The organism is Psychrobacter immobilis, assembly GCF_003148585.1.
In the GTDB taxonomy this organism is placed as follows: domain Bacteria; phylum Pseudomonadota; class Gammaproteobacteria; order Pseudomonadales; family Moraxellaceae; genus Psychrobacter; species Psychrobacter immobilis.
The window spans coordinates 49617-63094 of sequence record NZ_QGGM01000005.1; the positions used below are offsets into that span (position 1 = coordinate 49617).

General features: G+C 44.4%; 10 protein-coding genes. 1 reads left to right on the forward strand and 9 read right to left on the reverse strand.

The window, feature by feature from the left end; translation table 11 throughout:
- Window positions 1-309: 309 nt before the first annotated feature.
- From amaA to C8D84_RS06040, 6 genes are all read right to left on the reverse strand, one after another.
- Entirely contained in the window at window positions 310-1596 is a 1287-nt protein-coding gene (gene amaA, locus C8D84_RS06015) for an L-pipecolate oxidase (RefSeq protein WP_087816220.1), read from the reverse strand.
- Between the two features lie 17 nt (window positions 1597-1613).
- On the reverse strand, window positions 1614-3074 hold the full coding sequence (gene nhaC / locus C8D84_RS06020) for a Na+/H+ antiporter NhaC (protein ID WP_109590783.1): 1461 nt from the start codon (window positions 3072-3074) through the stop codon (window positions 1614-1616).
- 284 nt (window positions 3075-3358) lie between these two features.
- A complete protein-coding gene (gene amaB / locus C8D84_RS06025) occupies window positions 3359-4849 on the reverse strand; it encodes an L-piperidine-6-carboxylate dehydrogenase (protein WP_087813794.1) in 1491 nt (496 codons plus the stop codon).
- Between the two features lie 170 nt (window positions 4850-5019).
- Window positions 5020-6420, reverse strand: coding sequence for a 2-oxoadipate dioxygenase/decarboxylase HglS (gene hglS / locus C8D84_RS06030; protein ID WP_244656562.1), 1401 nt, complete (start codon window positions 6418-6420; stop codon window positions 5020-5022).
- Window positions 6421-6595: 175 nt separating this feature from the next.
- The gene (locus C8D84_RS06035) at window positions 6596-7867 is read right to left on the reverse strand and encodes a 2-aminoadipate transaminase (protein ID WP_087813792.1); all 1272 of its coding nucleotides are present in this window, start codon (window positions 7865-7867) and stop codon (window positions 6596-6598) included.
- Between the two features lie 267 nt (window positions 7868-8134).
- The gene (locus tag C8D84_RS06040; RefSeq protein WP_087813791.1) at window positions 8135-9082 is read right to left on the reverse strand and encodes a LysR substrate-binding domain-containing protein; all 948 of its coding nucleotides are present in this window, start codon (window positions 9080-9082) and stop codon (window positions 8135-8137) included.
- Window positions 9083-9700: 618 nt separating this feature from the next.
- Here C8D84_RS06040 and C8D84_RS06045 point away from each other — a divergent pair.
- Window positions 9701-10900, forward strand: a complete 1200-nt coding sequence (locus tag C8D84_RS06045) for a sugar transporter (RefSeq protein WP_087813790.1) — start codon at window positions 9701-9703, stop codon at window positions 10898-10900.
- 103 nt (window positions 10901-11003) lie between these two features.
- Here the strand turns inward: C8D84_RS06045 and arfB are convergent, their stop codons facing one another.
- From arfB to C8D84_RS06060, 3 genes are all read right to left on the reverse strand, one after another.
- Window positions 11004-11417: an alternative ribosome rescue aminoacyl-tRNA hydrolase ArfB gene (arfB, locus tag C8D84_RS06050; RefSeq protein ID WP_087813789.1), complete on the reverse strand. Its 414-nt coding sequence runs from the start codon at window positions 11415-11417 to the stop codon at window positions 11004-11006.
- A gap of 75 nt (window positions 11418-11492) precedes the next feature.
- A complete protein-coding gene (locus tag C8D84_RS06055) occupies window positions 11493-12332 on the reverse strand; it encodes an HpcH/HpaI aldolase/citrate lyase family protein (protein ID WP_087813788.1) in 840 nt (279 codons plus the stop codon).
- A gap of 222 nt (window positions 12333-12554) precedes the next feature.
- Window positions 12555-13319: an SDR family oxidoreductase gene (locus C8D84_RS06060; protein WP_228244498.1), complete on the reverse strand. Its 765-nt coding sequence runs from the start codon at window positions 13317-13319 to the stop codon at window positions 12555-12557.
- Window positions 13320-13478: the final 159 nt, after the last annotated feature.

Genomic DNA, 13478 nt, shown 5'->3' on the forward strand with positions numbered 1-13478 from the left:
AATAAAATCAGGCACAAATGAGGATGTCGGAGTACAGGCTCATGCGCTTTACCAGAATTGTTTTATATCGTGCTGGAAGTTGCAAGGTTTGTACGCCGCCATTTATAAAGATAATGGCTGGCAATGACAAAACTGTTAAACCCACGATAATGACTTAAAGATGATAGCATATCAGATAATAGAAAATAAATACTGATATTAATACGCTTTGGTAATCACACGATTGTTACGGTCTCTCTATCGTCGTCAAAGTCTGAATACCTTTATATTTAAAAACGGTAGAAAAAATCAGATGATGACTCAACAAAGCTATCTAATTATTTTTAGACATTGACCTGCATGATATAAAGTCAGTCCCAACTCAGTAAAGCCAGATTTCATCCCGCCAAAAGAGACTTTTGCCTCTTCTAAGGTCTTAAATGGCAAGGGAATACTGTCTCTATTGCCGGTCATTATATAATCTGCAAAGCACTTACCCATTAGCGTGCCTGTGGTAATGCCGCGACCATTATAAGCCGTTGCGGTCAGCAAGCCCTCGTCGGGCTCCATGACTCGAAAAATATGATCTTGCGTAAAGCCAAAGCTACCAGTCCACTCATACTGCCACTTAAATGCTGGCAAATCGGGATAATAGCTTTTTTGCACCGCATTGGCCCATGATTGATAAAAGGATTTTGGTTTAAGCTGTGTACCACCCACCGTTCCCAATAATAGGCGATCATCGTCATCACGGCGAAAGCTAGACAAGGCCAAGCGTGTATCCCATGCCCCTGTTTTGTATGGCAAAATCCGATCTGCCACCTCGCCACTAAGTGGCTCAGATGCAATCTGATAATAATATACCAGATAAAATGTCTTTTTAATTTCTGTCCATTCGCCTTCGGTATAAGCGTTGGTTGCAATAATGACGCGCTCAGATTTCACGCGCGCTTTAGAACTCCTTGCATACCAATAGCCATCCACCTTTTCTAATGCTTCAACAGCGGAATGCTCATAGATAGTAACGCCAAGATCTTTTGCTACTTTGGCCAGTCCTCTCACATAAGCCAGCGGATTGATAGTACCTGCGCGATGATCTAGTAATGCTTTATTGATACTTTTCGTCCCGCAATATTCATGGCATTTACTGCCGGTTAATACCTCAACATTCGCACCGCGGCGGCTAAGCTGCTCGTATCTAACATTGACATCGACTTCACCTTTAGCGTTATGTGCCATATGAATATTACCAGCTTGAGTAGCCTGCGCATCGATATTATAACGCTTGATTAAATCAAACACTAAGCTTGGCGCTTGTCCCAGTGCTTCAGTCAGACGCTCACCTGCCGCTTCACCTAGCGCAATATTCAAATCATCAGGGCGCGCCCAAGTGCCTGCATTGACCAGCCCTACACTTTTACCGGAGCCGCCACTGCCTATCGTATGACTCTCTAAGAGGATAACTTTGACGCCTTTTTCTGCCAAATGAATCGCCGCCGATAATCCTGTATAACCGCCGCCTATGATACAAATAGTCGCTTCAATATCGCTATTCATCTGGCTGTAGGTATCAATAATAGGTGCGGTCATATTCCACAAACATTGCTCTTGCAACATCTCATACTCCTTCTAAATTACACGTTGTCTACAGTGGAGAGCGTGTTTGTGTCGTTATTAACAATAGGTTCTTCACGGGGAATAAATTTGTCTAAGAACACCCATAGCAAACCAAATAGCGGTGATAACCAACAGGCAAAGGCGAATGGTGCATAAGTGAGTGTCGCAATACCTAGTGTTGCCGCGACGAAACTACCACCCATGTTCCAAGGAATAAGTGGAGATAACAGGGTTCCGGTATCTTCAATAGAGCGGGTGAGTGTCGTGCGTTTGTAGCCCATTTCTTGATATTTGTCTTTTAATAAACGACCTGGCAACACCAGTGTGGTATAGACGTCACCGATGAGCGTACCAACACCAAGCGTGCTGGCATACGTGGTCATCACTAAACCAAATCTCGATTTCACCATTTTATTAATTTTTGCCATGATGGCTTTTAGCGTACCGTAATGCTCAATTGAGCCGACGAATGCTAAAGCAAAGATGGTCAAAGTCACGACCCACGTCATCGACATGATGCCGCCTTTAGACAGCAGTTGATCCACGACAGCAAATCCAGTTTCACTGACAAAGCCATTTTGTAAGACCGTAAAAATATCATGCACACCCACGCCTTGCATAAAAAACGCGACCAATCCTGCGACCACCACACCTGATAATACCGTTGGAATAGCAGGCATTTTCATCACCGCTGCAATGACAACGACAACAGCCGGTAATAAAGTAATGATGCTCAAGTTATAGTTGGCCGCTAGCGAAGTTTGAATTTCTTTAATTGAGGTTAAATCGACATTTTCTGCGCCGTAACCCATACCAATCCACGCATAGATAATCAATGCAGTTACCATGGCAGGTACCGTAGTGGGCAACATACCGCGGATGTGCTCCCAAAGATCAACACCAGCCGCTGCTGGCGTTAAGTTGGTGGTGTCTGATAAAGGAGACATTTTGTCACCAAAAAAAGCACCAGAAACGATAGCGCCGCCCGTTAGTGACGGCGGGATGCCCAAGCCTAGCCCAATACCCATCATCGCAAGACCAACCGTCCCAACCGTGCCCCAAGAGGTACCGGTTGCTACAGAAATAATGGCACAGATGATACAAACAGAGACTAGGAATGATGAAGGAGAGAAAACGCTAAAACCGTAGTATAAAATCGTGGGAACGGTACCAGCGATAATCCAAGCACCGATGAGCATACCAACACCCATCAAGATAATCATCGCTGGTAGACCAATTTTGACAACCTTTAAAAAGCGTTGTTCCATGCCATCCCAGTCACGGCCACGCAGCTTCATAAACAAGCCAGTGATTAAAATACCGCAAGCTAAGGGAATGTGAGGGGTAAAATCTTTGAATACGAAAAACTGCACCATCAGAATAATGGCAGTCAACACCAGAGGTGCAATATCTAATAAAAAACTAGAAGACGGACCGTAGCCATCTTTAGCTTCGTCATAAGGTTTATCATCCATCATAAGATACCTACCTTCCTTAGTAGTGGATACTGCTGTCATAGATATAACAGTAGTAGAAACAACCAATCCATGGCTGCTGATAATGCTGAAAAAATTGCTAAAAAGGTTACTGCAAAGGGAGTAAAAAGCCTATTTTGAAATCATGAATGGTTATTCATCACTTCCGCAGGCTTTCAGACCAAAACAATAAATACTTAATAATTGACGACCAAAACAACTGATACTTAGCTTGCTAAATAGGCGCTGAGCCTACTTAACAAGCATCACGTCACATCAAATTGTTATTAGCCAAAGTTGATGCCTTGCGCCAGTGGCAGCTCAGTTGAGTAATTGACTGTATTGGTCTGACGACGCATATAAGCTTTCCATGCATCTGAACCTGATTCACGACCACCGCCGGTTTCTTTTTCGCCGCCAAATGCACCGCCAATCTCAGCGCCACTGGTGCCGATATTGACGTTAGCGATACCGCAATCACTACCGCGGTCGCTGAGGAAAGCTTCAGCTTCACGTAAGTCATTGGTAAAGATACAAGAAGACAGCCCTTGTGGCACGTCGTTTTGCATCTCGATTGCATCATCAAACTCTTTATAAGGCATGACATATAAAATCGGTGCAAACGTCTCACTACGTGCCACGTCATTTTGCTCATCAAGCTCAACAATCGCAGGGGTCACATAATAAGCATCAGGGAATTTATCCATCAGCACCCGTTCGCCGCCTGTGACTTTACCGCCAGTATTGCGGGCTTTTTCTAATGCCGCTTGCATGTTATTAAAGCTGTCTTCATCAATCAGTGGACCGACCAAATTGCCTTCAAGCGGATGACCGATGCTCACCGTCTCATAAGCAGACTTAACGCGCGGTAAGATATCGTCTTTGACCGACTCATGAACGAACAGACGGCGTAAGGTGGTGCAACGCTGCCCTGCCGTTCCTACTGCTGAGAATAAAATGCCACGTAGCGCCAAATCTAAATCAGCAGTGGGTGCCAAAATCATGGCGTTATTACCACCAAGCTCAAGCAAGCATTTACCAAAACGCTCAGCGACTTTTGGTCCCACTTCTCGGCCCATGCGCGTACTGCCGGTGGCACTGACTAAAGCGATGTCTTTGTTTTCAACCAACGCATTACCGATATCGGTTTTACCTAATATGATTTGCGATAAATGTGCTGGTGCTTCACCAAATTTTGCCAAGGCTTTTTCAAATAACGCTTGGCAAGCTAAGGCGACAAGTGGGGTTTTTTCTGAAGGTTTCCAGATGACAGGGTTGCCACAGACGATGGCCAATACCGTATTCCAAGACCAAACGGCAACAGGAAAGTTAAAGGCAGAGATGACGCCGATGACACCAAGTGGATGCCATGTCTCACGCATGTGGTGACCTGGGCGTTCTGAGGCGATGGTTAGACCATAAAGCTGACGCGATACGCCGACAGCGAAGTCACAGATATCAATCATTTCTTGTACTTCGCCAAGGCCTTCTTCTTTGATTTTTCCGGCTTCTAGCGATACTAAGATACCTAAATCTTCTTTGTGCTCACGCAGGACTTCACCCAATAGACGAATCAATTCACCACGTTTAGGGGCAGGAACGACACGCCATTCTTGAAAGGCTTGTTTGGCATTTTGAATTTTAGTATCGACGTCGGCGACTGTATCTAATGTGACTTTACCGATGACTGAGCCATCAATTGGGGTGGTGACTTCAAAGTCGCCATTTTGATAGTGTGCTTCTTCTACGCCCATTGCAGACATATATTGCTTAATCATAATCAATCCCTTGCATATTGGTATAATGGTTTACTACGTCCTTGACTGACCTATAAAATTACCCTGCTACCTGCTAAGTTGCAAAATAATAAATTTCTTGCAGTCATTCCTTTTTGGAATGACGTGCTAATAAGTCGGCTATATACTAGACATTTCTAGGCTAAATTTTACTAAATACTGACACTAGATAGGCACTGCTCAAGGCTTTGCGCTTGCATCGCTTCATACAATGCCATCTCATCGTGAATGGCGGCGCCCAAATCACGCTCAAACTCTTGTTGGCTTGAGTAACCATCATATTGGCTTGGCTGCGCCTGTTGCAGATTCGATTGAAAGATACCGGCGGCACTGACGGGCAAAAAATCTTCATAAACGATGGGTTCAATGCGAAGCACTTCATCATTAATCAGAGCAGTCAGCTTAGCATTAGGCAGTTTATTCAAATCATCATTGCTTAAGCTGCCGGCCAACAATGCTTGACCGTCCTCAGAATCAAGGGTGCTGTCCGTCAGCTGGTAATAAAAATACGCCAGCCCCTCATCGTGTAGAGTTTGATAATCATCAGGGAAAGCGGTAAATACCTTGGTTAAAATTTGATTATACTGAGCCGCATTGTGCTCATTTGGGGTAGCACCAAGCTGGCGACGAGCTTCGCTTAGTAGTTCATCATAAAGCGCACGGCCCTTTTGCGTTAGTGCGACACCGCGTTGCTCAATCTCGCCAAAGCGCGCGGTATGATAACCTTGCTCATACTTCTCATGGCTAGCGTCTGAATTATTAGCAACTTTAAAGCCAACCGCTTCTTGTAGCGCTTTAAAACTGGTTTGCCTTAATAAGATAGGACAAGCTCTGCGCGGTGGCCCTTCGATGATGGCTTTTGAGGGTATACCGCGAGCTTGCATGCCTTGTTGTACGGCATCAATATCCAAGGTTCTAGGCGTTAAATGATTGATATGTGGACCCTTAAAGCCAACCACATCAGCGACGAGCGGATGCTGATTTAATAAACGCTGATAGAGCGCTTTTGCCACCGGCGTTTTATCATGCCAGCGAAATGTCTCTAGCGCTTCTTGGACAAACTGCTGTGCTTGCTCAGAAGTTAAACCACCTTGCACCTCAAAAATCTCGATAAGCTCAATGACACCGGCAGTAAAAATCTGACGCTGCGCCAATGTGGCCGTGGCTTCTTGTTGTAAGGCGTCATCGGCAATCAAATCTAAACGCAATAACGAGGTAAAAACGCGAAAGGGGCTTTTATGCAATGAATGCGAGTCAAGTGCGCGAAAAGCTGTTGAATGCACGGGCACACCAGCAGGCGCTAAATCGTAGTAGCCGACAGGGTGCATACCCATCACGGCAAAAAGACGGCGCATCATGCTCAGCTCTGCTGCGGTACCTAGCCGAATCGCCCCGTGGCGCTCCATGCTTAGACGTTCAATCTCACCCGTATGTAGCAGTTGTGATTTAATATCGGGATGTGAGGTTAATACTTCGGTATTGACATCACTGACCAAATCAACCAAGTCGCCGTATAGCGGCACCTCATCTTGGTACATCGCTGACATGGCCATAGAAAAATGATGGCGGATATCATCGCTGCAGATAAAATCCTTATCTGGACTGACGCTACTATTTTTCACAAATAAACATCCTTGTAATAGAGTTAATAAATTTTTAAGTAATTGATATTTGATTTCGAGCATTTGGTTATGACGATGCGCTATCTATCCTAAGCACTCCTAAACATTAAGCGGCAGGCAATCCATCAGGAAGCGCGATAAGCACCTCTTTTAGAATAGCTAACCCTTCTTTTAGGGTGTCAGGTTCTATGGTTAGTGGCGGCAATAACCGAATGATATGGCGATATTGCCCACTTGGCATCAGCAGCAATCCACGCTTGCGTGCTTGCACTAATACTTGCGCCATCACACTCGGATGCACATCATGCTCAGGATGACGCAGCTCGATACCACGCATGGCACCGATACCGGTAAGTCCAAATAACCAAGGCGAGATACCTTCTTGTTGCCATTGGCTGATGGTCATCTCAATTGTCTGGGCATAATGCTTGGCTGACTGCCAGACGTCATCGGCTTGCATGATGTCAAGCGTGGCATTGGCAGCGGCGCAAGCAACTGGATTGCCCGAATAAGTGCCGCCCAAACTGCCTTTAGGCAAACCATTGACCACACTAGCCTTGCCGATGACTGCGCCTAATGGCAAGCCGCCCGCGATACTTTTGCCAAGTAAAATAAGGTCAGGCTCAATCCCTAAATGGGTAAAAGCAAACGGCGTGCCCGTACGACCATAACCGGATTGGATTTCGTCCATGATAAGTAACATGCCATGCTCATCACAAAACTTACGTAGATATTGCGCAAAGGTGGGCGACATCAATTGAAAACCGCCTTCCCCTTGTACAGGTTCGACGATGATGGCACCGATATTATCGATATCGGTTTCTACCATAAATAAACGCTGGAGCGCATCAATCGCTTGCTCGTCGCTGATATTGTTATCGGGGCTGGGGAAAGGTATGTGATAAACGCCGCTCCCTAATGCACCAAGCCCGCGCTTATAAGGCGCGACCTTACCATTGAGATTGACCGCAGCCAGTGTGCGCCCATGAAAGCCACCATCAAACGCAATGACGCCTGTGCGACCCGTCTTCATGCGTGCTATCTTTATAGCGTTTTCGGTTGCTTCTGCGCCGCAGTTGGTGAGCATCCCTGCCAGATCGCCGCTAATAGGCACAAGCTCACACAATCGCGGCATAAAGCTTTGATACGGCTGATGCGCTGCCGCATTGTAGGCATAGTGAATCAGCGCCTGGGCTTGCTGAATGATGGCGTCAACGATGTGAGGATGGCAATGACCAAAGTTTAAAACGCCGATACCGCCGACAAAATCGATATAGCTGCGGTCATTGTCGTCCCAAACTCTGGCATTTTTGCCTTTGACGAGCGTGAGCGGATGCACCATCGTAAAGGCATCGGTCACGTTATAAAGCTTGTCCATGATGAATCTCTATCTCTTCCTTGAGTTAGACTCATTTCAACAAAACATCATTCCGGCAGCAAACGAATAATAGTTGTGGTGGCATTCCTTTTTGTCATTGCCAGTAAATTAGCTCCCTAAACGAATCCTTTAAAAACAAAAAAAACTGCGTATTAAGGCAGTTTTTTTAGCTTGTTAAATTTTCACAGCAAACAACTTTGCAGGATAAAAAAAACAAGACCAGTGCTATAAAAAACACTTTAGATTATCGAAAAAAACAGCAGGACATTATAAAACCAACCCTAACGCCTTTTCACGCTCATCTGAGATTGCTAAATAAGCCGTAATCCATTCTAAAACCGCTTTGACCTTATGCGATTGCCCTGAAGCAACAGGATAAGTCACATAATAGCTGCCGCGACCCTTTGCCGCATAATCCCACGCCAGCACTAAAGCGCCTGATTGTAGCTCGGGCTCAACCAAACGTAACGGCACTAAGGCTATACCATAGCCCAGTAAGGCGGCAGAAATGCAAGCATGGAAAGTCTCAAAACGTGGACCTACAAAAGTGCCATCGACGCTGATATCTTGTTGCTTAAAGTACTCATACCACGCACTTAAGCGCGAGCTTATTTGCAATAACACATAGTCATTTATACACTCAGTACTCAGTGTTTTATCTCGCAAATACTGCGGCTGACAGACCGCAACGCAGTATTCATCGAACAGTTTTATGGCCTCCATATTGCTCCACATGCCATCGCCATACAAAAAAGCAATATCGACATTTTGGTCTTCAGAAAAAAATGGCCCCGCCAGCTCTTTAATATCCAAGTTAATAAGCGGATATTTTTGACTAAAGCCACTGAGTGCTGGAATCAACCAACGGGCACAAAATGTCGGATGTGAGACGATTTTTAGCAGCTCGGTATTACTGCTATGCGACATCAAATTGGTGGTCGCCACCTCGATATGTTTTAAAATCTCTAACACTTCAAGATAATACACTTTACCAGCAGGAGTCAATGAAATCCGGTGCGGCGTCCGATAAAACAAAGACAGGTTTAGCATCTCCTCCAACTGTGCCACTTGCTTACTGATGGCGCTTTGGGTCATGTGCATCTCTTGCGCGGCATTGGTAAAACTCAAATGACGAGCAGCGGTCTCAAAACATTGCAGCGCCGTCGTTGAAGGGTATCGTCTAAAGGCTAATGGTTTATTGGTGTCTGTTTTCATAGATTGCTTTTCTTTTATTCCATATTAGGGCGTGTCCTCAATGCACTCGATAGTCATCTAAATGGGCTAAAAATGGCTAACTCTTGCCAAACATCGTCAAATAGCTTGTTAATATCCCGATATTATCTACGCTATTTTTCTTGTTTGACGGCAATTTATCTCATTTTTATCGCCATTTTTGAAATGAAGACACGCCCTAGTAAAATATCAATGATTATTTAAAATCACGTTATCAGGCATTCCTAGCCTATGGCGTCATCATACCTATATTCAAGCGTAAATAGCGATACCTCACTATAAGCACTATGTAACTGACACTGATGTCATCATCGGATTTACCTAAGCATGAATTTAACAGTCCACTTAATTATTCAGTCGTCAGTTTTAAAGACTCTCCTACAAAAAAACGGTCGATTCCTGATAAAATAGTAGGGTCTGATGATAGACTCTGACATACCGCAACTGATTTGCTATCTTGCCCTCCTTCTCTTCATCATTACGACCTATATCATTACGACCTATATCATTACGACCTATTTCCGCCATTATTCTTAAGTTAATGAATTATTTTTAAGCTAATTTTTACTATTAGCGCCTTCTTTATTTGTATTGGATCATATGAAACATAACCTTGAGGTGAGCTCAAACGCTCGCCGAACTCAGTATTTCCAAGTATTTTTGATGGGCGTCAGCGCCTTTATTATGAATACCACCGAATTTGTCCCCGTTGCCCTATTAAGCGACATCGCCCAAGACTTTTCTATCACCACGGCTGAGACTGGCTGGATGTTGACGCTGTATGCGTGGATTGTCGCAGCCATGTCATTGCCCTTAATGCTGCTTACCAGTCGTTTTGAGCGTAAAAGCTTACTCTTGGGCTTGTTTGTGGTTTTTATTGCCAGTCATGTACTATCAGTATTTGCATGGAGCTTTGATGTATTGCTGATTAGCCGTGTTGGTATTGCGCTATCGCATGCGATATTTTGGTCAATCACCGCAGCGATTGCGATACGCGTAGCACCGGAGGGCAAAAAAGCATTAGCGCTTAGCGTGCTTGCAACTGGTACTTCATTGGCGATGGTACTTGGCGTGCCATTAGGGCGCTTGGTCGGTCAATGGTTCGGCTGGCGTGCAACCTTTGGCGGTATTGGGGTGATTGCTTTTATCGTGTTTCTCTTGCAAGCAAGGCTATTGCCAACGCTACCAAGTATGTTTGAAGGCTCTTTTAGAAAGATTCCAGAATTGCTTAGAAACCCCTTATTGGTCTGTTTGTATCTACTCATTTTACTGGTCTTTACCGCGCACTATACGGCTTACTCGTATATCGAACCTTTCATGCGTCATGTTGGCGCAATCAGTGAAAACGCCGCGACTATTGTGCTGCTATTATTTGGAGTAGCAGGGATTGCCGGCAGTGTGATATTCAGCCGCTGGGGCGATCGTTTTAATACCAGATTGATGCTGATATCGATCATATTAATGCTGCTATCTATGCTGGTGCTATTGTTTGCCGTGACCTCCATCTGGGCACTGAGTTTCATTGCATTACTGTGGGGCGCCGCGCTGATGCTGCTGATTATCTCTATGCAAGCCAAAGTCATCATGGTTGATGTCACAGCCCAAGACATGCTGATGTCAATGTTCTCAGGGATTATTAACTTAGGCATTGGCGCAGGTGCGCTGTTTGGTGGTTATGCAGTAACGCATATATCCATATCGAGCGTGGGCTATGTCGGCGCGGCTATCGCAAGTGTGGCGCTGATATTGATGCTGTTTATGATAAAGCGCTTTCCTGAATTAAGCAAAAGGCTTGGATAGCTAAAAATCTAGTATTAAATAAGCCTATAAAAAATGCCAGCCACTTAGATGGGCTGGCATTTTGCTGTTTGTTTCATTTAAAAATAGAAAATAAGTAGCCCATCTAAAAATCCACCTTACCACGTAAGGCTTTGGTCTTACCGCGCTGAGTTTTTTGATCCACTCGTTTGCGTTTGGCATTTCTGCTAGGTTTAGTGGGCCGTCTGGTTTTATTGACATGAGTGGCTTTTGTGATAAAGCTTTGCAGTCGCTCAATCGCATCTATTTTATTGCGCTCTTGCGTGCGAAACTGCTGCGCTTTAAGCACAAACACGCCTTCTTTGGTAATTCGGCTGTCTTTACTGTCCAATAAACGCTGTTTGTGCTCATCACTTAAGCTTGAGGTATGGATATCAAAACGCAGATGAATCGCAGATGAGACTTTATTGACGTTTTGCCCACCTGCCCCTTGCGCGCGTATGGCGCTAATATCTACTTCACTGTCATTCAGGCTAATGGTATTACTAATAAAAATCATAGAGCTCTTTTTAAATCATAAATAAGTATGATGAATAATAAACCATTATTTGCTTCCCTGCTACTTCGTCAATAACTAATCTAATAGCTGGCGACAGCGCGCAATCACTGGCGCATCTACCATTTGACCATCTATCTCAAACACTGCCTGTCCACTGCGCTCATACTCTTCGACCACACGCTGAGCAAACGACAATGCTGCGTCTGTCGGGCGTAATGCCTGCTGGACGACAGCTACTTGTTTGGGATGAATACATAGCATTCCTGACATACCCATCTGTGACCATAATTGCACTCGTGCGTTTAGCCCTATCTCATCATTAAAGTCAGGATAAACAGTATCAATCGGTGGCGACAGTTGGTGCACTTTTGACGTCAGGATTAATTGATAACGAATTTGGTTGGCGACGATATCAGCAGCAGGCGTACCTACTTGCACGTGCAAATCATTACACAGATCTAAAAAACCATAACTAAACGCGGCCAATCCGACTGCTTTTGCCATATTATCGACTTGATATAATCCAACAGCACTCTCAATCAGTGCAATCACAGGTAAATTGATAAGCTGATGTACACTCTCTATGTCGGCGACTTGCTCAGCTTTAGCTAGTAACACGCCAGCTAAATTTGGCATTTTTTGACAGAGCACTATATCTTTGAAAAATTCTTCGCTACCTGCCTTATTGATACGCACCCAAATCGGCTGATAACCTGTACTGTTGTGATATTGTTGCAATGCTTTGCGGGCGTCTGCTTTATCTTCTGACGCAACGGCATCTTCTAAGTCAACAATAACCGCATCTGCACCACTGGCAAAAGCTTTGGCTATTCTATCGATGCGAGTCGCTGGCACGAATAGCCATGTTTTATTTTGAGAGATTATATTTATTTTATGATTGGTCACTGAATCCATGCTTGATTCCTATATTATTCAAGTAGCTGTTAGTACCTTTATTATGCCATTACACAGCCTATTTTTACTTTAAATTAATAATCTATCGATGCAATGACACTAAGCGTATTTAGACACTCGCTCAAATATAAAATCAAAAAAAACTGCATGGAAATAAATCTCATGCAGTTCTTAATAGTAAATTGTTTTTTAACTTGTATTCTAAGTCTTCTGACCGGCTAACTAAGCCAACATACCACCATCGACAACGATAGTCGCGCCCGTAGTATAACTTGATGCATCAGATACTAGATATAATACCGTGCCAGCCATCTCGTCAGGATTCGCAACACGTCCTAGCGGAATCGAGTGTAGTGCCATTTTTAAGACTTTATCATTGGTCGTCAAGGCTGAGGCAAACTTGGTATCAGTCAAGCCTGGCAATAGCGCATTGACACGAATATTCAATGGGCCACACTCTTTAGCGAAGGCTTTGGTCATACTAATAACCGCAGCCTTAGTGATTGAGTAGATGCCTTGCTTGTCGCCCGCTACTAAGCCGTTGACCGACGCGGTATTCAAGATGACGCCGCCACCTTGTTCTTTCATCATTTTGCCAGCTGCCGTCGACACAAAGAAGTAACCACGAATGTTTACTTCAACCGTTTTGTCAAAAGCGGCTAAGTCCGTATCCAAGATATGGCCATAGTAAGGGTTGGCTGCGGCGTTATTGACTAAGATATCAATTTGGCCAAACTCGCTTTTGATATGCTCAAAAATCGCATCAATCTGCGCCATCTCGCCCACGTGGCAAGCAAAGGCACTAGCTTTGTGACCATCTGCGATGATGCTATCGGCGACTGCTTGGCAAGCATCAATCTTACGGCTAGAGACGATAACGTGCGCGCCTCTTGATGCCAATAGACGGGCAATAGATTCGCCAATACCGCGGCTAGCGCCAGTAACCAAAGCAACCTTACCAGTTAAATCAAATAAATCTTTCATCATGATTCCTTATATTTTTATAAAATTTATATTTTCAATCATTCTTGAGCGCTGAATTCATCTATCCAAAACATATGTCTAAAACTGGATAACTAAACGCAGATAATCGCTGTCATATCTAACAGCGATTATCGAGCACCAACGAATTGAATAATGAGCGCT

What these genes read in the sequence shown, in the direction of transcription:
- amaB (WP_087813794.1), bottom strand. Translation starts at nt 4,849, where the DNA reads ATGATTAAGCAATATATGTCTGCAATGGGCGTAGAAGAAGCACACTAT.
- hglS (WP_244656562.1), bottom strand. Translation starts at nt 6,420, where the DNA reads ATGGCCATGTCAGCGATGTACCAAGATGAGGTGCCGCTATACGGCGAC.
- C8D84_RS06060 (WP_228244498.1), bottom strand. Translation starts at nt 13,319, where the DNA reads ATGATGAAAGATTTATTTGATTTAACTGGTAAGGTTGCTTTGGTTACT.
- C8D84_RS06040 (WP_087813791.1), bottom strand. Translation starts at nt 9,082, where the DNA reads ATGAAAACAGACACCAATAAACCATTAGCCTTTAGACGATACCCTTCA.
- amaA (WP_087816220.1), bottom strand. Translation starts at nt 1,596, where the DNA reads ATGTTGCAAGAGCAATGTTTGTGGAATATGACCGCACCTATTATTGAT.
- nhaC (WP_109590783.1), bottom strand. Translation starts at nt 3,074, where the DNA reads ATGATGGATGATAAACCTTATGACGAAGCTAAAGATGGCTACGGTCCG.
- C8D84_RS06045 (WP_087813790.1), top strand. Translation starts at nt 9,701, where the DNA reads ATGAAACATAACCTTGAGGTGAGCTCAAACGCTCGCCGAACTCAGTAT.
- C8D84_RS06055 (WP_087813788.1), bottom strand. Translation starts at nt 12,332, where the DNA reads ATGGATTCAGTGACCAATCATAAAATAAATATAATCTCTCAAAATAAA.
- arfB (WP_087813789.1), bottom strand. Translation starts at nt 11,417, where the DNA reads ATGATTTTTATTAGTAATACCATTAGCCTGAATGACAGTGAAGTAGAT.
- C8D84_RS06035 (WP_087813792.1), bottom strand. Translation starts at nt 7,867, where the DNA reads ATGGACAAGCTTTATAACGTGACCGATGCCTTTACGATGGTGCATCCG.